This window comes from Colwellia sp. F1 (genome assembly GCF_056238625.1).
In genome coordinates, this window is the sequence record NZ_JBWDLI010000002.1 from 1 (window position 1) to 20,777 (window position 20,777).

Annotated in this window: 15 protein-coding genes and 1 tRNA gene; 7 read left to right on the forward strand and 9 right to left on the reverse strand. The window is 39.5% G+C overall.

What is annotated here, in order from left to right; genetic code table 11:
- Window positions 1–235 precede the first annotated feature (235 nt).
- From tnpA to AC0UA9_RS01835, 4 genes are all read right to left on the reverse strand, one after another.
- Complete coding sequence (gene tnpA / locus AC0UA9_RS01820) at window positions 236–607, reverse strand: IS66 family insertion sequence element accessory protein TnpA (RefSeq protein ID WP_475656200.1); 372 nt, start codon at window positions 605–607, stop codon at window positions 236–238.
- A 294-nt stretch (window positions 608–901) separates the two neighbouring features.
- Entirely contained in the window at window positions 902–1,180 is a 279-nt protein-coding gene (gene ppiC, locus AC0UA9_RS01825) for a peptidylprolyl isomerase PpiC (protein WP_475656202.1), read from the reverse strand.
- 172 nt (window positions 1,181–1,352) lie between these two features.
- Window positions 1,353–1,437, reverse strand: a tRNA-Leu gene (locus AC0UA9_RS01830).
- 193 nt (window positions 1,438–1,630) lie between these two features.
- Window positions 1,631–2,287 (reverse strand): TetR/AcrR family transcriptional regulator, encoded by a 657-nt coding sequence (locus tag AC0UA9_RS01835; RefSeq protein WP_475656205.1) that lies wholly within the window; start codon window positions 2,285–2,287, stop codon window positions 1,631–1,633.
- A 157-nt stretch (window positions 2,288–2,444) separates the two neighbouring features.
- On the opposite strand from AC0UA9_RS01835, the gene AC0UA9_RS01840 reads away from it, so the two are divergent.
- From AC0UA9_RS01840 to AC0UA9_RS01850, 3 genes are all read left to right on the forward strand, one after another.
- Entirely contained in the window at window positions 2,445–3,542 is a 1,098-nt protein-coding gene (locus AC0UA9_RS01840; RefSeq protein WP_475656207.1) for an efflux RND transporter periplasmic adaptor subunit, read from the forward strand.
- 10 nt (window positions 3,543–3,552) lie between these two features.
- The gene (locus tag AC0UA9_RS01845) at window positions 3,553–6,603 is read left to right on the forward strand and encodes an efflux RND transporter permease subunit (RefSeq protein WP_475656209.1); all 3,051 of its coding nucleotides are present in this window, start codon (window positions 3,553–3,555) and stop codon (window positions 6,601–6,603) included.
- 144 nt (window positions 6,604–6,747) lie between these two features.
- Window positions 6,748–7,248 (forward strand): RDD family protein, encoded by a 501-nt coding sequence (locus AC0UA9_RS01850; RefSeq protein WP_475656211.1) that lies wholly within the window; start codon window positions 6,748–6,750, stop codon window positions 7,246–7,248.
- 55 nt (window positions 7,249–7,303) lie between these two features.
- Here the strand turns inward: AC0UA9_RS01850 and lptG are convergent, their stop codons facing one another.
- A complete protein-coding gene (lptG, locus tag AC0UA9_RS01855) occupies window positions 7,304–8,371 on the reverse strand; it encodes an LPS export ABC transporter permease LptG (protein ID WP_475656213.1) in 1,068 nt (355 codons plus the stop codon).
- The gene (gene lptF / locus AC0UA9_RS01860; RefSeq protein WP_475656879.1) at window positions 8,371–9,537 is read right to left on the reverse strand and encodes an LPS export ABC transporter permease LptF; all 1,167 of its coding nucleotides are present in this window, start codon (window positions 9,535–9,537) and stop codon (window positions 8,371–8,373) included. The genes lptG and lptF overlap by 1 nt, the downstream gene beginning before the upstream one ends.
- 218 nt (window positions 9,538–9,755) lie before the next feature.
- On the opposite strand from lptF, the gene pepA reads away from it, so the two are divergent.
- From pepA to AC0UA9_RS01880, 4 genes are all read left to right on the forward strand, one after another.
- Window positions 9,756–11,264 carry a leucyl aminopeptidase gene (pepA, locus tag AC0UA9_RS01865; RefSeq protein WP_475656215.1) on the forward strand — a complete coding sequence of 503 codons (1,509 nt, stop codon included), beginning with the start codon at window positions 9,756–9,758 and terminating at the stop codon, window positions 11,262–11,264.
- Window positions 11,265–11,287: 23 nt separating this feature from the next.
- Window positions 11,288–11,773: a DNA polymerase III subunit chi gene (locus AC0UA9_RS01870; protein WP_475656218.1), complete on the forward strand. Its 486-nt coding sequence runs from the start codon at window positions 11,288–11,290 to the stop codon at window positions 11,771–11,773.
- A gap of 72 nt (window positions 11,774–11,845) precedes the next feature.
- Complete coding sequence (locus tag AC0UA9_RS01875; RefSeq protein WP_475656219.1) at window positions 11,846–14,731, forward strand: valine--tRNA ligase; 2,886 nt, start codon at window positions 11,846–11,848, stop codon at window positions 14,729–14,731.
- Window positions 14,732–15,289: 558 nt separating this feature from the next.
- The gene (locus tag AC0UA9_RS01880; protein WP_475656221.1) at window positions 15,290–15,499 is read left to right on the forward strand and encodes a cold-shock protein; all 210 of its coding nucleotides are present in this window, start codon (window positions 15,290–15,292) and stop codon (window positions 15,497–15,499) included.
- A gap of 319 nt (window positions 15,500–15,818) precedes the next feature.
- On the opposite strand, the gene AC0UA9_RS01885 is transcribed toward AC0UA9_RS01880, so the two are convergent.
- The 3 genes from AC0UA9_RS01885 to AC0UA9_RS01895 form a co-directional block, all read right to left on the reverse strand.
- Complete coding sequence (locus AC0UA9_RS01885; RefSeq protein ID WP_475656222.1) at window positions 15,819–16,475, reverse strand: FlgO family outer membrane protein; 657 nt, start codon at window positions 16,473–16,475, stop codon at window positions 15,819–15,821.
- A 118-nt stretch (window positions 16,476–16,593) separates the two neighbouring features.
- Window positions 16,594–17,082: a hypothetical protein gene (locus AC0UA9_RS01890; protein ID WP_475656223.1), complete on the reverse strand. Its 489-nt coding sequence runs from the start codon at window positions 17,080–17,082 to the stop codon at window positions 16,594–16,596.
- Window positions 17,083–17,124: 42 nt separating this feature from the next.
- The gene (locus AC0UA9_RS01895; RefSeq protein WP_475656225.1) at window positions 17,125–20,598 is read right to left on the reverse strand and encodes a hypothetical protein; all 3,474 of its coding nucleotides are present in this window, start codon (window positions 20,596–20,598) and stop codon (window positions 17,125–17,127) included.
- Between the last annotated feature and the right edge of the window lie 179 nt (window positions 20,599–20,777).

The following is a 20,777-nucleotide window of genomic DNA, read 5'->3' on the forward strand; positions in this document are numbered from 1 at the left end:
GCGGTTGGTACGGTTGATGAACTCAACGCTTTTGCCATGCATACCAATAAAAAATGGATAAGTGGGCAGCGACAGCAAACCTGTGTGTTTGGTTAACGCCAGTTCAGCTCAACTTCCGTTGTCCCCCCTGTAAAATCTAATTACTACCTTGATTACTGCTAGCCTTGCCTGAGATTCAGCAAAAATGGCTGAACAAGTTGGGATTTGAATAAATAAACTGAAAATTAGTATTTAATTATAATTTCTGCGTGAATAACAAAAATAACAGCTTAGGTAAATCAATACTTGGGTGTCCCAAATTTTTTTGGGGTGTCACAAACTTGCATAAACAAAAATAACAGCTTAAGTAAATCAACACTTGGGTGTCCCAAATTACTATGAAAGCTTGGCTTTTTACTTTAACTAACGTAGGTGCTTGTTCACTTGCCTGTAATCTGTTGCGATATTTATAAAAGTTTGATGTGGGTAATTTATTTTGTTTACAGAACCCAACTATGGATAATCCGCTCGTCTTTTGCTGCTCAATTAAACGTTGCCAATCTTCTAGTGTTCTTCTTAGCTTCATAATACCTCCTGAAAAATCAGAGGGTATAATTAAACGAATCAAAATGATCTGCTAGGTGTGGTTACTCGGACGCTTACGCATAAACAAAAATAACAGCTTAAGTAAATCAACACTTGGGTGTCCCAAATTACTACCTGGGTGTCCCAAATTACTATCAAAACTTGGGTGTCCCCAATTAATCATCATCAAAACTTGGGTGTCCCCAATTAATCCCTATCAAAACTTGGGTGTCCCCAATTAATCCATCAAAACTTGGGTGTCCCCAATTAATCCAATTATACCCAATTAGCTTCCAATTTTTGAAAAGCAGCTGTATTAAAAAGTAACAGCGCTTAATTATGTTCTGTAAAGCACTTTGATTACATGCCAACCAAACTTAGTTTTAACTAAATGTGGTTCTAATATCGCGCCACTGAAGGCTACTTTGTCAAACTGGGGTACCATTTGGCCACGTCTAAATTCGCCTAAATCTCCGCCCTTTTTACCTGAGGGGCATGATGAGTGTTTTTTAGCTAAGGTTTGAAATTTGGCGCCTTTGTTTAACTGCTTAATAATATCTTCGGCTATTTCTTTGTGCTTAACTAATATGTGAAGTGCGTGCGCTGTTGTCGCCATCTTAAAACCTTTTTAATATTGTTTGATACTGTTTAATAAGTAAATTAAAGCAAAAATCACTTGGTAAATATATACCTTATAAAAACCTGTAATCGGTTACAGCTACTCTATTTCAATATGATTTTTTGGCATAAAAAAACCCCGACTCTGCTGAATCAGGGTTTTGCTGTGATGGTACCAGCGGTCGGACTCGAACCGACACGTCTTGCGACAGGGGATTTTGAATCCCCCATGTATACCAATTTCATCACGCTGGCAAAGCTTTTAAAGGCATTTGTAATTTGCAAAAAGCTCTATTCTTACTCTAAAAAAAGATTTTTTTGCAAACTTTATCGGTAACTTAAACGATAACAACGAAATATTTTTGCTGTAATCGCTAAAGTGGTTGGCATTATACGAGATCTCGTTGCATGTGCAATAAATTTTTCTTCTGTCTGGGTTATTTGTTGATTATTTATTCACTTGTGTATTGGTTTGGTGCGCTTTAATAAATAGCGCTACCGCTTTGTCAACCTGTTGGTGAATTTCGCTGTCTGATATTTTTTCATTTGGTAATAATAGTGCTTTAACGTGTAGGCGCCCTTTGACCATTTCCATTAACATTTGAGTCGCGGCTAATGGGTCGTCTATCGCTAATACGCCGTTTTTGTTTAAATGTATTAAATAGTCTGTTAGTGGTTCCATGCCTTTAAGTGGCCCTTGTTCATGTACCAACATTCCTATTTCTGGCAGTTTAGGTACAACTTGAATTACTAAGCGAAATAACGACACCGCGGTGTCTGATACAATCGCTTGCACGAACTTAAAGCATATTTGTTTCAGCGCTTCTTGCGGTGCTAATTCACTTAATTGGATAGCGCTGATATTAGCGGTATGAAGAATAACTTCTTGTTCGATAACAGACTTTAATAAGCCTTGTTTATTACCAAACTCATGATAAATAGTGCGACGCGAACCTCCAGATTTAGCAATAATCATCTCGAGTGAGGTTTTTTCGTAGCCATTTTTTAGTAACAGTGTTTTGGCTGCTTTGAGTATTAGTTTACCTCGTGGGCTGAGATTACCAAGGTTTGATTTTTGTGCTTTTAATTCTGCGCTTGTGGCCATTATTATGCTGACACCATTTAACTATTTGTTGACTTTGGTACTGCATAGTACCAAGATATGTATCACTTATCAGGATTAATTTATCTGCAAGCAAGGTTAACCAGCGCTTTGCATGCTATAAAGTACTTTATATAAAGATCACATCACTGGAATTATCATGCGCATATTACTTTCTCTTCTTTTAGTTGCTTTTTTAGTCGGCTGCAATAAACAAGAAGTGAACACTGAAAAAGTGATCAGGCCTATTGCATGGACTCAGGTTAGTGAGTCAAACCTACAACAGTTGCGTACATTGTCTGGTATTGTTGTTCCGGTTGAGGCTACCACGTTAAGCTTTGAAGTTACGGGCAAAGTAGATGCGGTGAATGTGAGACTTGGTGATACCGTTAATAAAGATCAGGTACTGGCGCAACTTAATCACCGCAGTTTCGCACTGTCGGTCAATTCTGCGCAAGCGCAATTAGATAAAGCAAAGTCTGACCAAGTAGAAGCACAAAGTGATTTTACTCGTTATGGTCAGTTAATTAAAAAGGGGCTGGTGTCGCAAGCTAGCTTTGATAATGTCCATGCTAATTATATGGCCAGTAAGAGTGCGGTAAATGTTGCACAAGCGCAATTAGATATTGCCAAAAAAAACTTACAAGATGCAACATTGCTCGCGCCCTACAAAGGTATTATTACCAAACGCTTAATTGAGCCGTCACAACAAATTGCGGCCGGACAATCAGCCTTTGAAATAGAGGGTGAAGACGGATTAAAGGTGCACATTATGGTGCCAGAAACATTAATACGCGCCTTACAGCATAACAGTATTTTTTCTGTGCGCTTTCCGGTGCTACCGCAACTAACCATGTTAGGCCGTATTATTGAAATAGGCACAAGAGCTGAGGCGGCTAATGCGTTTCCTATCAGCGTAATGTTACAAACAGAAAACCAGCAGTTAAGAGCAGGAATGACTGCCGAAGTTGACTTTACCTTTGACGACCTTGCTAACAGAGGTAGTCAAGGAGTAGTTGGTGTGCCATTTAGTGCAATACGTGCAGGTATTAACCAAAAAAGTTATGTGTTTATTTACAACGCTAAGACACAAACCGTTAAACAAAGTGAAGTAATTATTGAAAATATACGTAATAACACTGCCTTTGTTTCTACAGGTTTATCAGCGGGTGATATTATTGCTGTTGCGGGGGTCGCCTTTTTACGTGATGGGCAAAAAGTAACCCTGTTAGATAACACCACACAACGTTTTAATTAAGAATATTACGATGAATATTACTCATATCGCGTTTCAATACCGTAAAAGTGTTTTTTTTGTGCTAGCACTGTTATTGGTAAATGGTGTCTTTGCTTACTTCACTTTGCCTGCGCAAGAAGATCCCACAATTACGATAAGGGAGTCAGTTGTTTCTACGTCTTTTCCAGGTATGTCGCCTGAACGAGTCGAGCAATTAATCACTAAAAAACTTGAAGAAGAAATACGAAAAGTGCCTGAAGTAACTGAAATAAGGTCACTGTCAACCTCGGGCTCTTCCAGCATTCACGTTAAAATACATGATCGCTATTTTAATCTTGATGATATTTGGCAAGACGTACGCAATAAAGTGGCCGCTGCGCATAATAATATGCCCGCAGGTACTAGCACACCTTATGTAAACACTGAATTTGGCGATGTTTCAGTGGTGACATTAGCGCTAACTGCTGACGGCTTTGGCATGAGTACTATGTATGAAATTGCCCAGCATATTCGCGATACCTTATACGGAGTAGAAGGCACAAAGAAAATTGAAATTATGGGCCACTTACAAGAGCGTATTTATTTGGAAGCGTCAAATGCACGGTTGGCGCAACTGGGTATTTCTCCACAAACTCTGATTAATGAGCTTAAAAAACAAAATATCATTCGTTCTGGCGGTGAGGTAGACACAGGTAAGAAGAACTTTATTATAGAGCCGTCTGGCAACTTTGGCAGTGTTCCTGATATTGCAAATACTTATATTCACATCCCCAACTCTGAAGGTTTTATTGCTTTAAAAGATGTGGTGAGTATCAAGCGTGACTATATTGACCCACCTGATAAAGTGGCTTATTTCAATGGTAAACCAGCCATTTTCTTTGCGATTTCTATGTTGCCTCAATACAATATTTTAGAATACGCGCCCCGAATAAAAACGAATGTTGAACAAATAATTAACACACTACCTATTGGTTATCAGCTTGATATTGCCACTTACCAAGCGGATGAAGTAGAAAAAACAATTCGTGGGGTGTCTATTAATGTGTTACAAACATTAGCGATAGTGCTAGTGGTGGTGGTCTTGTTTTTAGGGTTAAGAACCGGCTTAATTGTTGGCGCTATTGTGCCCTTTGTAATGTTAACAACCTTATCGATTATGCTCTTTTTTGATATGAAATTAGAGCGAATGAGTTTAGCCACTTTAATTATATCACTGGGCTTATTGGTTGATAATGGCATTGTGATTGCTGAAGACTTCAAACGCAGAATTGAGCAAGGAGTTAGCCGTTTTGATGCCATGCTACAAGGTTGCCAAGAGCTCGCTATTCCGTTATTAAGCTCTTCTGTGACCACTATTTTATTTTTCTTACCGTTAATGCTAGCTGAGCATGTTGCGGGGGAGTTTACTCGGTCAATTTCGTTGGTTATTTTAATTACTTTAATGACCAGTTGGGTAATGGCGTTATGTATCACCCCTATTCTGTGTTATTACTTTATAAAACCTTCGGTTAACGAGAATCAAGTGGGGGTATTATCCACTAAGCTTTATGCTGGGTACGAGCAGTTTTTACATTGGGTGTTAAAACATAGGGTAATGTTTATCACTGTGATAGTCGCGTTATTTATTAGCGCTATTGTTTCAATGAAGTTTGTCGCTAAGCAGTTTTTTCCTGAGTCTGATCGGACGCAAATATTAATGTACATTGATTTACCTAATGGCACTTCATCGCGTGAAACTAACCGCCAAATGCAAGCAATATTTACTTGGTTAAATAATACAGAAAAGTTCGATTTTATTGAAAATTACTCTGGCTATGTTGGCTTTAATGGCCCGCGCTTTGTTTTATCACTAAACCCCGAAGATCCGGCGCAAAATAAAGGCTTTGTGGTATTAAATGTGGTGGAAGGTACCGATGTTGCTAAACAAGTATTGATGCTCGATACTGAACTAGAAGCTAGATTCCCCAATGTTTCAGCCCGAGTAAAAAAAATGTTTTTAGGCCCTTCTGACGCAAAAACCATAAAAATACAAGTAAAAGGCCCTGACAAAGACGTTATTTACCAAAAAGCTCAGCAAGTAATGGACTTACTTCACCAAGTGCCCGACACCATTAATATACGCACTGACTGGGAAAATTTAATTGTTAAAATTGATGTACAAATTGATCAACACAGGGCGAAAAGAGCGGGTTTAACCTCGACTGAAATTGCCGACGCCTTACAAACTTATTTCTCTGGCGCACAAATAACAGAATACCGTGAAGGTGATAAAATAATACCGATCATACTGCGAGCTCAGGAAGCTGATCGCCACAACTTAGACAAGTTACGTACCTTGAATGTTTATTCTGAAAAAACAGGCAAGGCAATACCGTTACTGCAAGTAGCTACGTTTGCGCCGGTGAACCAATTTTCAGTGATACACCATGAAGACATGTTTCGTACTATTAGTATTGAGGCGCGTAATAACGCTATGGCTGCGGAAGATCTGCAACTGGTAATTGATAAGCAACTACAAGCATTAGCAGCCGATTTACCCATTAACCATAAAATTGTTTATGGTGGCGCAATTAAAGAGTCGAAAGCTGCCCAAAAAGCCTTAAGTGCCAGTATGCCGATGGTTATTGGTTTTATTCTTATTCTTTTGGTGGCTCAATTTAACTCGTTTAGAGAAGCAACAATTATAACATTAACCATGCCATTATCATTTATTGGTGCGGTGATCGGCCTATTAGTGATGCAAGCTCCCTTTGGCTTTATTGTTACTTTAGGCTTATATAGTTTAGCAGGTATTATTATTAACAATGCCATTGTGCTGATTGAACGCATTAAAATAGAAGGTGAAAGTGGTAAAGCCCCCTATCAAGCTTTAGTTGACGCTTGCTTAACTCGATTGCGCCCTATTACGATGACTACAATTACCACGGTAATGGGGTTGCTGCCGCTGATTATCAGTAAAGACCCTTTGTTTTACGGGATGGCGAATGTTATCGCCTTTGGTTTAGGGATTGGCACGCTATTAACCCTAGGTGTAGTGCCTGTATTGTACTCTTTGTTTTATAAAATTAAGGCAAATGGGTAAAGTTAAAGAGAGGTTCTAGTAGTATCTAGTATCTACTACCTAGTACCTATTTCTTTTATTCCCCCAATCACGCACAACTCACTTATACTTTAGCGGTGTCTTTGTTAAACTATGCTTTTTCGATCTTACTTTCTGAGCACCTTTATGACCGAGACTTCTAATAATAACTTCCCCCGCGCTGGCTTTCGCCGTCGTTTTGGCTCTTGGGTTTATGATGTGCTTATTGCGATTGCAGTTTACATGCTCGCTGGCGCCATTTCATTTATATTACTCTATCTCGCACATTATAGTGGTTTGTATGGAATGCAAGGCTATGCTCATTTTTCAGATACTATTACCAACACATTTTGGCTAAAGTGGCCAAATGAGTTTTGGAAGCTTGCTTGGGTGAGTTTTTTCTTTGTTTACTTTTGGGCGAAAAGTGGCCAAACATTAGGTATGAAGGCGTGGCGTTTACGCTTACAAAACCAAGACGGTACACGTATCACTAAGCTCACAGGCATAAAGCGTCTACTACCAACCTTGCTTGGCTTAGGTAATTTAACCGTAATAGTTGATCGTAAAAACAAACTCAGTTTACAAGATAGGTTAACCAATACTGAGGTGGTGGTTTTATCACTAGAGGCGAACAGAGGTAGACTGTAGAAAACCATGATATGAGGGCAAGTTAACGCAATATCACCTTAACTTGCCGTAACCATTAAGCCACTTTTTTGTTGATAAAATACCAAGCAAAACCAACAAATAGCAGGCTTGGGGACACCGCCCCTATTAGTGGTGGAAACTGATACACTAAACTCAGTGAGCCTAACACTTCATTAGAAACAAAAAATAATATTCCCGTGATAACACCCATCATAATCCGTGCGCCCATAGAAACAGAACGCAGCGGGCCAAAAATAAATGACAAAGCAACAAATAGCATTACCGCTACGGTTGCAGGTTGAATAAGTTTTCGCCAAAATGCTAACTGATAGCGGCTAGGATCTTGTTCATTCGCTTGTAAGTAATCGAGGTAATCTACTAAGCCCCTTACAGACAATGACTCAGGGGTAACAGTAACCACTCCTAACTTTTTAGGTGTTAAAGAAGACTGCCAAATTTGGCGTGGTGCTTGCGTTGTCACAATTTCTTTTTTGCCTAATTGGGTATTTACTACCGTAGACAATAACCAGGCTTCATTTTGATAAACGGCTGATTCAGCACTCAGCCAGCTATCAAGCTTTAGATCTTCATTAAAGCGATATATTTGTACCTTTTTCAACTGGCCTTGCTCTAACACTTCGCCAATATTAACAAAGTAGTCACCATCTTTAGCCCAAATACCATTTTTTGCTGAAATTAAACTGCCTCCAGATATTGCTTGGGCTCGTATCTCTCTGGCCTTTGCTTCTCCATCTGGCGCTAACCACTCACCGACTGCCATAGACACTAAAATAAGCAATACTGCTGTTTTCATCACAGATTTAATAATATCTAAGCGTGACAAGCCAGCTGCTTGCATGACAACTAATTCGCTATTGCTTGCTAACATGCCAATGCCAATTAAACCGCCAATTAATGCCGACATTGGAAAAAACACCTCTAAGTCACGTGGCGCTGAGTAAAGCACGTAAAGCGCGGCATGCGATAAATCATAATTGCCACGGCCAACCGCACGCATTTGTTCAACAAACTTTATAATGCCACTGACACTGACAAAAACTGCTAAAGTTAAAAATGTGGTAGAGGCAACAATGCGACCAATATACAGATCTAATATTTTCATTAACTGGCACCTCGTTCTTGAATATCCTGAGCGTTTTTCCGTTTAAAGCGAGGTAGTTTTCCCTTTATTTTTCGGCCACTGCTGCGCTCCTTCATCAATAAAGTACCCCCTAATACTAAGGCACAAAAGTGAATGGGCCAAAGCCCAATAGCAACAGGTAAAACTTGGCGTTCAACACTTGATTTCATTGCAGTTAATAATAAAAAATAACCTAAAAATAACATTAACGCGGGCAACATTTTCGCAAATTTACCTTGTCTTGGACTGACCACACTTAATGGCACTGCGATTAATATTAAAATAATGCACGCCAGTGGGAACGCCAGCCGCCATTGAATTGTTGCGCCATATTCAGCAGCTAATTTAGCGTCTGCAGGGTGAAATAATTGCTGGGTAGGCAGTGCACTAAGTTTTCTATGTTTTTGCGCCACTTCTTGGTCTTTTATTTGAATATAGTAATTGTCGAAGGTCACCGACTGAAAAACACCATTCGTAGCATCTTTATGATAACGCATGCCTTGAGACAGCACTAAACGCTGTGATCCTGACTCTTCTTCAAAGACTTGCCCTTTTTTTGCATAAACCAAACTAGAATTGATAATACTGTCGTCTGGGTTATTTGCATTGGGTAATTGTGCCAAAAACACTTTATCAAAACTGTTGTCGTCACGGTTTTTGCCATGAATAAAAACAACGGCTTTTTCATTGCCTGTTTTTTGAAAGCGCCCAGCAATTAAGGAGCTTAAACCGGAGTCTGCGGCAAGCTCGTCTTGTACTTGATACTGATATTCTGATGCCATTGGTGCTAAATATAAGGTAAAAATACCGGTAAAAATCGCGGTAATAAACGCCAGTACTAAGGTTACCCGCACCACATACCATTCACTGACACCGCAGGCATGTAGTACTGTCATCTCGTTATCTGCATAAATACGACCATAAGCTAATAACACACCTAAAAATAAGCTTAATGGTAACATCATGCCGGCTAAGTCAGGTATTTTTAGGGCAATAAATATCATGACCATTTGTCCAGGAATACTGCCTTCTGATGCATCACCCAGCACCCGAACAAATTTTTGACTGATAAAAATGGTCATTAACACAAAAAATACCGCAAGTTGTGTTTTGGCCACTTCTTTTAATAAATAACGAAAAATGATCACAAAAGATCCTATTAAACTGTGTTTTTTCTGACAATCAACAAGTTTTTCTAGTAAACTTGCCGTTTTCATAACTAAACTATATAGTCAGCAAATAAACTTTATTGGTATATGCTGCGATAATTATAGCCCTTAGCGCCATCACTTGAATAGTTAAGAGTGCAGTTTTTTATTAATTTTCGCAAGCAATAACAACTTTATTCAATGTAAAAGGAGAACTCATGGAGTTCGGTATAAAAAGCGGTAGTCCGGAAAAACAACGTAGTGCTTGCATTGTTGTTGGTATATTTGAACCTCGTCGTCTTAGCCCTACAGCAGAACAACTTGATGAAATTAGTGAAGGCTATATTAGCAACCTTTTGCGTAAAGGTGATTTAGAAGGTAAGTCTGGCCAAGTATTATTACTGCATCATGTGCCTAATATTCTTAGTGAGCGCGTATTGCTTGTTGGTTGTGGTAAAGAGCGTGAATTAGACGAGCGTCAATACCGCCAAATTATCAAAAAAGCAATCAACACCTTAAATGAAACAGGCTCTATGGAAGCGGTATGCTTCTTATCAGAGCTTCATGTTAAAGGCCGTGATACCTATTGGAAAATTCGCCAAGCGGTAGAAGCTACCCAAGACGGTTTATATAGTTTTAACAGCTTAAAAACTCATAAAGAAGAGCCACGCAGACCTTTACGTAAAATGATATTTAATGTACCTACGCGTCGCGAACTGCCTATTGGCGAACGTGCAATTGGCCATGCAATGGCTATTGCAGAAGGCGTTACTACCTGTAAAAACGTCGCTAATATGCCGCCAAATATTTGTAATCCTGCTTACCTTGCTGAACAAGCAAAAATTTTAGCAAACGATTACGATAAAGTTACTACCACGATTGTTAATGAGCAAGAAATGGAAGCGCTCGGTATGGGGTCATACTTAGCGGTTGGTCGTGGCTCTGCTAATGAGTCTTTAATGAGCATCATGTCGTATAAGGGGATTGATGATGACTCTAAGCCACTGGTGCTTGTGGGTAAAGGTTTGACCTTTGACAGTGGTGGTATTTCATTAAAACCAGGCGCTGGCATGGACGAAATGAAATATGACATGGGCGGCGCTGCCGGTGTTTTAGGTGCAATGCATGCCTTAGCCGAGTTAGACCTCCCCATTAATGTGATTGGTGTTTTAGCTGGTTGTGAAAATATGCCCAGCAGTAATGCTTATCGCCCAGGGGATATTTTAACCACGATGTCAGGCCAAACTGTAGAAGTATTAAATACCGACGCAGAAGGCCGCTTGGTATTGTGTGATGCCTTAACTTATGTTGAGCGTTTCGACCCAGACGCCGTTATTGACGTAGCAACGTTAACAGGTGCTTGTGTTGTAGCTCTAGGCCAGCATGCTAGTGGCTTGCTTACCCCACATAACCCGCTGGCAAGTGAACTATTGAACGCCTCAGAGCAAAGTGGTGATAGAGCATGGCGCTTACCTTTATGGGATGATTATCAAGAACAACTTGAAAGTCCATTTGCAGACATGACCAATGTTGGTGGTAAAGAAGCAGGCACTATAACCGCCGCTTGTTTTTTAGCGCGTTTTACAAAAAAATACAATTGGGCACATTTAGATGTTGCCGGTTCGGCATGGCGCAGTGGTGGTAAAGACAAAGGCTCTACTGGCCGTCCAGTGAGCATGTTAACGCAATTTATGCTTAACCGTGCAGGCCAAGAGCAAGGCGAGTAGCCATTAAAATCGGGCAAAAAACTATGCAAACACAGGTGATGTTTTACCTCCTTGATGATGAAGTAAAGGCGGATGAAAAGCACAACAATGATAAAAGCGCTGACACATTTGATACACGCTCAGCGTTTTATCATGCCTGTTTGCAAGCCAGTCATTTTTATCGTCAAAACCAGCGCGTATTTATCTACACTCAAGATAAAGCACAAGCCGAGCTGGTTGATGAAATGCTATGGGCCTTTGACACCAACAGTTTTGTGCCACATAACTTAGCAGGCGAAGGCCCTAGACAAGGCGCTATGGTAGAAATTAGCGACCAGCCATTGCGGGGTCGTCGTCCTGTGCTTATCAACTTAACTGACACTGTGCCAACGTTTGCTAACCAATTTCAGTTTATTGTTGATTTTGTCCCAAGTGATGAAACCTTAAAACAAAAAGCCCGTGAGCGTTTTAAAACGTGTCGCCAATGGGGCTTTCTAGTAAATAACCAAACCGTGGCACAGCCACAATAAATAGGTTGTTCCTTAAATTTTGCAAAGTCTTAATTCAACTTACCATTAACAATTTTTTATACCGGAAACATGATGGAAAAAACATTCAACCCAACCGACATCGAACAATCTTTATACGCTAGCTGGGAAGAGCAAGGTTACTTTAGCCCAACCGGTGAAGGCGACAGCTTCAGCATTGCCATTCCACCGCCAAATGTCACTGGCTCTTTACACATGGGACATGCTTTTCAACAAACCATCATGGACACTTTAATTCGTTATCAGCGTATGCAAGGTAAAAATACCTTATGGCAAACAGGCTCTGACCATGCGGGTATTGCTACCCAAATGGTGGTTGAGCGTAAAATCGCTGCTGAAGAAGACAAAACCCGCCACGACTACGGCCGTGATGCTTTTATTGATAAAATTTGGCAGTGGAAAGAAGAGTCGGGCGACACTATTAGCAAACAAATGCGCCGCTTAGGTAACTCTATTGACTGGACACGTGAACGCTTTACCATGGATGACGGTATGTCTGAAGCGGTACAAGAAGTGTTCGTGCGCTTATTTGAAGAAGATTTAATTTACCGCGGTAAGCGCTTAGTTAACTGGGATCCAAAATTCCATACCGCTATTTCAGACTTAGAAGTAGAAAATAAAGACAAAAAAGGCCACATGTGGCATTTACGCTACCCACTAGCTGATGGCGTGAAAACTGCCGAAGGTCTTGATTATTTAGTGGTAGCAACCACACGACCTGAAACCATGTTAGGCGATACTGGCGTTGCTGTTAATGCTAAGGACCCTCGTTATAAAGCATTAATAGGCAAACAGGTTTTGTTACCGTTAGTAAATCGCTTAATTCCCATTGTTGCAGATGACCATGCAGACATGGAAAAAGGCACGGGTTGTGTGAAAATAACCCCTGCCCATGACTTTAACGATAATGAAGTTGGTAAGCGTCATGCTTTAGCTCAAATTAATATTTTTGATAAAAACGCCGCGGTTTTAGCCACTGCAGAAGTTTACGACACTAAAGGTGAAGTAAGCAGTGCTTATGACGGTGTGCTGCCTAGCGAATTTGCTGGTATGGACAGGTTTGTTGCCCGTAAAGCGATTGTTGCTAAATTAGACGAGTTAGGTTTATTAGTGGAGGTAAAAGACCACGACTTAGTTGCTCCTTATGGCGATCGCTCGGGGGTGGTTATTGAGCCATTATTAACCGACCAATGGTATGTGCGAGTTGAAAAACTAGCCGGTCCAGCGGTAGATGCGGTAAAAGATGGGCAAATTGAGTTTGTACCTAAGCAATACGAAAATATGTATTTTGCTTGGATGAATAACATTCAAGACTGGTGTATTTCGCGTCAACTTTGGTGGGGACATAGAATTCCAGCATGGTATGACGAAAACGGCAAAGTCTATGTTGGCCGAACCGAAGCCGAGGTTCGCGCAAATAATAACCTTAGCGACGCGGTAACACTTAGCCAAGATGATGACGTACTCGATACCTGGTTCTCTTCTGCCCTTTGGACTTTTTCAACCTTAGGCTGGCCAAAAAATACTGAAGATTTAAAAACCTTTCACCCAACTGATGTGTTGGTAACTGGTTTTGATATTATTTTCTTCTGGGTTGCACGTATGATCATGATGACTATGCATTTCAACAAAGATGAAAATGGTAAATCACAAATACCATTTAAAAAGGTCTACATGACAGGCCTTATTCGCGATGAAAATGGCGATAAAATGAGTAAGTCAAAAGGAAATGTGGTTGATCCACTAGACATGATTGACGGCATTTCCTTAGACGATTTATTGCAAAAGCGAACTGGCAATATGATGCAGCCTCAGTTAGCGAAAAAAATTGAAAAGCTTACCCGCAAAGAATACCCGAATGGCATTGAAGCTCATGGTACCGATGCTTTACGGTTCACCTTGACCTCAGTTGCCACTACCGGCCGTGATATTAGCTGGGACATGAAACGTTTGGAAGGTTACCGTAACTTTACTAACAAACTATGGAATGCTAGCCGTTACGTGTTAATGAACACTGAAGAGTTTGATTGCGGCACTGCTTCATCTCAAGAAGCAGGCGGTGAGCTGGAGTTATCGCTTGCTGATCGTTGGATCATAGGGCAATTTGAACAAACGGTAAAAGCCGTTCATGACGCCTTTGACACTTATCGTTTTGATCTTGCCTCACAGGCCTTGTACGAGTTTACTTGGCATCAGTTTTGTGACTGGTATTTAGAGCTAACGAAACCTGTGTTATTCCCTAAAAATGAAGGTTTGGTCAGTGATGCACAGCAGCGCGGTACTCGTCATACTTTAGTCAATGTTTTAGAGCGTTTATTACGTTTAATGCACCCTATTATGCCATTTATTACTGAAACCATTTGGCAGCGTGTACAACCTTTAAGTACTTTTGCTAAAAAAGGTGACTCTATTATGATTCAGGCATACCCTGAGTTTGATGCCAGTAAATGTGATCAGCAATCTATCGATGATTTAGAGTGGGTTAAACACTTTATTATTGCCATTCGTAACATTCGAGGCGAAATGGATATTTCACCTAGCAAAGCGTTGCCGGTATTGCTTAAAAATGTCAATGACAACAACCAACGCCGTTTAAAAGAAAACGAAACCTTTTTAAGTGCTCTAGCAAAGCTTGAAAGCATTACAGTGTTAGCAGCAGATGACCAAGCCCCAGCCTCTGCTTCGGCTATTATTGGTGACTTATCCGTGCTTATACCCATGGCCGGTGTTATTGATAAAGCCGCAGAAATTGCGCGCTTAGACAAAGCAATTGACAAGGTAACCAAGGAAGTGGCTAAAGTGCGTGGAAAATTAAGTAACGATAATTTTGTTAGTAAAGCGCCTGCTGCGGTTATTGAAAAAGAGCAAGCAAAACTAGCTGAGGCCGAATCTACACTGGCCAAAATGCAAGCACAAAAGGCTCAAATAGCTGCGTTATAAATTAGCCGATTCAAGTTAAGTAATGCCAACGAACTCCCTCTGTGGTTTTTTCGTTGGCATACATTCACTTGCTCACCTAGGTGATTTATTGCAATAAAACAATTATTTTTATTTAAAAAACGGTTAATCATTATCAAGTTTTTTGTAATTTTCCCTCAAGTAAACAAACACCTAGACTGTACATTTACTCTAATTCAATTTATTTTGATAATAAGTTGAACTATTTCATCTTTTTATAAAGCAAATTAAAAACAGTTGTGTTATGCTGCAATTGCGCTGAGTTTTTGTGTTGCGGATGAAGGTTAATACTAACTTTTGTTTTAGATCTACCATGTGCTTTTAGGTACTTGTATATTCTTAACAAATGAGTTTTAGGCAATACAAACTAGTTGTTTGTTCCAAATACTTTTTGTTACGAATATGGTTTGTTTCCTTCCTCTGCCTGTACTATTTATGGTAGAGGGCATTTACTCGGGTGAAAACGGTATTATCTTTTTGGGAATAATTCCTTAAAGGAATACCACATTAATATTTTTATGACTACGGGAAAATGTAAGTATGTCTGATTCAGTTACTGGTAAAGTTAAATTTTTCAACGAAACTAAAGGTTTCGGTTTTATTGAGCAAGAAAATGGTCCTGACGTGTTTGTTCACTTCAGCGCTATCTCTGGAGACGGTTTCCGTACTCTAGCTGACGGTCAAGCAGTTACGTTCACTGTTAAACAAGGTCAAAAAGGCCCTGAAGCAGAAAACGTTCAAGCTATCTAATTGATAGCTACACTTAGACCTTCTCATTCGAGAAACTAATTCTTAAAAAGCGAAGGATTTAACCTAGGTTAAACTTCGCTTTTTTGTTGCCTACATCTTTAGCAAATACTTTATTTATATTGCGGCATTTATATTGCGGTTAGCGTCAACAAGCCTTACTCAGCTCACGTTAGTAAATCACTTGATTAGCTCTCCACCCTAGTTTTAAACCAAGCTAACTTGTTCGGGATATGGGCAACGATTGCTCAAATACGCACCTCCCCCCCATTAATTGCTGCTTTGATAATAAGTAAGCATGGTAACCCTTTTAACCGCCACTTTACTGCGTTATATCCACCCAGTTTTTTTCTTGGTTAGTGTTAGCAGCTTTGGGCGTGTTTAGATCGTTTTCACGCCTTGTATTTTCGTTGAGCATTTCGCCTATAGCCCAGCGAGGAATAAAAGTTTGGGCGGTTGCAACAACCACGTGCGAGATCATACCTATCATGCGTGCATTAAGAATAAAACCCTCTTTTTGCTCAAGTAAAGTACCTGTTACCACGTAGTCAATAATTTGATTCTCTGGCAATTCTTTCCAGTCTCGGCTGAAAACAAAATCACCTTCTTGAGTGACTCTAAAAAAACCTGTCGCTTTATAATCAATGACAATTAAGCCATGGCGTTGAAACTCATAAATAAAACTTTCAGCAATTAAATTGCCTAACCAACTAGTACTTTCTAAATCACTTAAATTAACAAAAGAAGCCATAGCAATGGGCGTTTTGTGGTTAACAAAGGCGCTGTTCTCAAGCATTTGAAAAGCTAAACCTTGCACTATAGTATTTAAACTATGGTTTTGTAAATTAGTGCTGTCAATGGGCTTATGCTTGACTTCTTTAACGTCTTCAGTTTTAAAACTCTGATAAAAGCCATTGTTTGAGCTTGATGAACAGGCGGTTAGTAGGCCTAATAAAAGTAAACAGAGATAGAATTTCATAGTAGTACCTAGTAATTAAGAGTCAAAAACATAGCGCGGTGCTTAAGTTTTAAGTTAAATTTACATTTATTATGCACAAAGTATGCCTTAAAAACTTAACCTTAAACTTGATACAACCTTAGAGCTCATTAAATTCTATAGTGAAATTTTCAGAATACTGGCGATTTGAACTTAATATATTGTTAATCCTTAACCGCCCGCCTAGTTTTATATCAATAATTCCTGAGGTTTCACTATTAATATTAATGCCAGTATCCGCTGTAATAACAACACTGGTTACGTCATTAGTTACAACCCCATCTGGCACATAAATAATACCACTGCCGTTGTCATTATGAGATTTAATTCTAATGGCAACTTGAGTGTGAGGCGTTGCAAAAATACGGTACTCACCTAGTTGCCCTTCTTCTGCAACACAAATTTTTGACCCCATCACTTGGCTAATCAACTTGGTGTCATAAGCTAAAACACAGCCTCCGGGGATGTAAATTAACTCCCCAAAATCAATACGACTACGTTCAACTATATATGCCTCTGCTTGAATTTTTACGTGAAAACAAAGGAAGTACAAACCGAACAACACTATCACTAATGTCTTAACTCTCATAACAAACCTCTTATTAAAGCAACATAGCCAAATGGGTGCTTATTACTCGCTTATTTTTTGAATATTAACATAAGCGCCATTACTCGTTACCCAACCTATGAGGTTGTTGGTCGCTAAGCTATTTTTTGCTGCTTGATAATCAACATATGTTTGGCTGATGATACAATATTTGACTACCCCGTTAATCTTCTTCTCTGCAATATATAAAGGCCCTGCGTTAGTAAAGTTTTTAGCGGCAGTAATTGCGTTTTCCCTGTAATTATGTGCCGCTAATTGTATAACAAACCCTGCGGTTTTTATGTCGTTTTTTATTGAAACATTTATCTCTGTACTTGAACCCGCTGCACCAGGTGTTGTAGCTGACACCGTTGAGTTGCTAAGCTCACTTGGAGAATTTGAGTATTCCCCCCTTGCTATTACAGACACCGATCTTTCTATAGGCTTAACTGCTAATTGTGTTCTTGTTACGGGGGTAACAGTAAGTTCGTTTCTTTGCACAGGGTTAACAGCATTACGCTCCCGGCGCTTTGGCGCAACAGGTAAGTTATCTGGCTGAGAATGACGTTGTTGCATTTGTACATTACTCCTCGCTGGCAAGCTATAAATTTGTCGACGTAATGGATCATTTTCATCTAGCCAAACCTGCTGACCTGAGTTATCAGCATTTAATAACATTACTTGTGTACTTTGCGTTTTACGCTGGCCATTAATATCCATGAGGCTTAGTTTTATATCGTCAAGCTCAACATACCCCCCTTGTCTATGGGTTGAAAAAACAAAACCAATAGTATTCGCGGTAAAACCACTTTGTTCCAAGTAGTCTGGTAGCACAGCAACTTGGTAGCGCCCTGGTTTTAACCCTCTTGTTTCGTAATAACCATCTTGGTCTGTGCTTATTTCTCTAACGATTTCGCCAAAATTATTTTGCACATAAAGTATCACACCACCTAGAGGGCGCTCTTCGTTTTCAGCGGTAGCTACATACACAAAGCCTGATACGTCTGTGGTAATATAAAAGGGAATATTTACATCAACATACGCGCCAGGGTGAGTATAAATAACATAGTCTTTTTGCAAGGTCGTAGTGCCGTATTCCCAACTTGCATTAAATTTAAAGGGCGTGTTAGGGCTAACTCCTGGGACAATTGCTCTGCCGTTATCTCCACTTTTTATTTCTTTCCACGCACTGTTTCCGGTGAACGTAACCCCTTCTAAATCCCAATCAGCTTCATCGCGCCAACCATTGGGGTTTCTGTCTAAATAGCTATAGGTATTAATAGAGGCAGAGCCTGAGGATAGATCATTTGATATTCTCATTTGCTTATTATGATGGTCATAACCAAAAAAGAAGTTGAATCCTAAACTAATGTTCCAGTTATCTTCAGCGTTATAAGTACTAGCAAGATTACTTGAAAAATATTTATTGTTCCAGCTCAGGTTATAGCCTAATTGCCACTTGTTATTGGTATCAGCTAAATAATAAACACCTCTAAGGCTATGATAAAGCTTACTGTTATACCAACTTAAAGCCAAGTTAGCGCTTTGAATAATATCGCTGTCGCTATCAGGCTTATATTGTATTCCACCGTTGACCCTTAGCCTATTGGTAAGTGAGCCTCCAAAGCCTAAATTACCAGACCAATTTTCCAGTAAAACGCGCGCATCATTGACTTCTTCTGCTTCAAGGTTCGGGCTAAGCTCAGACGCCACTTGCTCGTAACGGTTAAACTCTAACTGCTCGTAACGATTATAATACAAGGTATTAGTAACGCTTACGCCACCAAAGGACTTTGACAGCCGTTGGCTAAATTGCCAGTGGTTGTCTTCCTTTTCTATACTACTGTTAATACTGTTACTAACAACATTACCTGTAACATCAGCAATTAGAGCGTCGTTTTTTTCTGTGTTATACCCCACTCCGATACCATAACCTAGTGAACCAAATGCGCTGACAGAGCCAGAATAATTAGCATAAATGTTATGCCAATTGGTATTAGCTGAGCTAATACGGTTACTTTTAAAGTCATCTGCTGATTGGTATACAATAGAGAAAGTATCACGGCCAAATGCATTACCTGTTAAAGTAGATATTTGCGCATAACCAGCACCACTTTGCGCTGACACTTCATTTTCAAATAAGTAACCAGGTAAAACAAACGCATTTTTAAGCGTTAAAAAGCTTTGTTTCTTATCATCAAAATGATTGTTTGATTCAATAGCACTTAAACCAAGCAACCAACTGTCACTTATACCGTAGTCCAAAGTAAAACCAGCATCAGTAATACTGTAGCTTCTTTCACTTTGGTCATTAATAACGCGCTTATTTCCATCGACACCATAAAAACTGTAAGCCATTTGCCCAGCAGATAAGGCGTTATTGTCAATATTATAATAACGTGTAATTTTCTTTTCTTCACCAAAAGGGCCATACAGTTTAATTTCGTAACGGTTGTTACCGTATTGCGTTTCAACATCTTCAAAAATTAAATTACCATTACTTGGTACTTCTTGTAGCGCTACAAACTCACCATTACGGTATAGCTCTGCATTCCAGCCTGGGATGGCCGTTTCTTCTATAGTTATACCAACGTTCCTGTTACGATAGGTTTCTGGGGCCCGTGAAAATATTGCACCTAAACCTGAGCGGGTTGACGTAGTTAAGTTCCGACCGGCAGCATTAACATCACCAAATGAGTAGCTGTCGAATGCGCCAACAATTAATGCATTAGGCTTAGTTTTATATCGTGATAAACGCACCGAGCCGGTGAGGCTTTGTTGGTTAGTATCGGTAACCGTAACATTAGCAGAGTGATATAAAAAATCAGACACTGTTTGCAGTGAATAATTTAGCGAATTGTTTTCTTTGTCATCGGTTTGTAAATTAGCGGACAAGCTACCATGAGGTATGGTAAATAAACGATATTGATCTTCAATAATGTCTTCATTGAGCAAATCAGAGTAATTAACTTTACCCGCATTTCTAGCCAAAAGGCGCAATAAGGACAAACGGGCTAATTGCTGTTTAGGAAATTTATAATCAGCCGTTGTAATATGTAGCTTTAAATTGCTTGTGTTATAGCTAATGTCAAGATCAAATAAGTCACTTAGGGTTTTACTGTCAATAAATAAATAGTAGCCATCGTCAAGCCATGCGCCGTTTGTCGTTGATTTAGGGTTGTCTATTAGATCAAAACTATAGAGCGTGTTGTCTTTCCATATAATTAACTCATTGGGCGTAATCGTATTTCTTAATGTGAGTACGTCAAACAAAGGTTGCACCGCTATAAATAGCTTATCTTCTATCAGGTAAGCATCAACAGATGAGGCGATCAACTCTTTGTCTAGGTAAGTGTCTAGTAACAAAAAGTCATTATCGTTAGGGGGGATTTTATTTAATTGCGCTCCGTAACTTACACTACTCCAACAGAGTAAAATACAGATGACAAAAATATGACGCGCTAAAACAAAGCTTGTTAGGGGCCGCCCGCTAGCCAATATTAAGTGATTTTCATTCATCTTAACTCACTATTTTTAATGGTTTTTATTTTAATAAGTTAGTGCAGCTAATACTGTTAAACATGTACATATTAAGTAACACACCTTAATTCTTGTAGCATGTTTCATGCCAGGGAGTAAGGTAATAAAAGTGCGTGATACAAAACAAAATGCGGTTATCAATCAATAACCGCATCTTC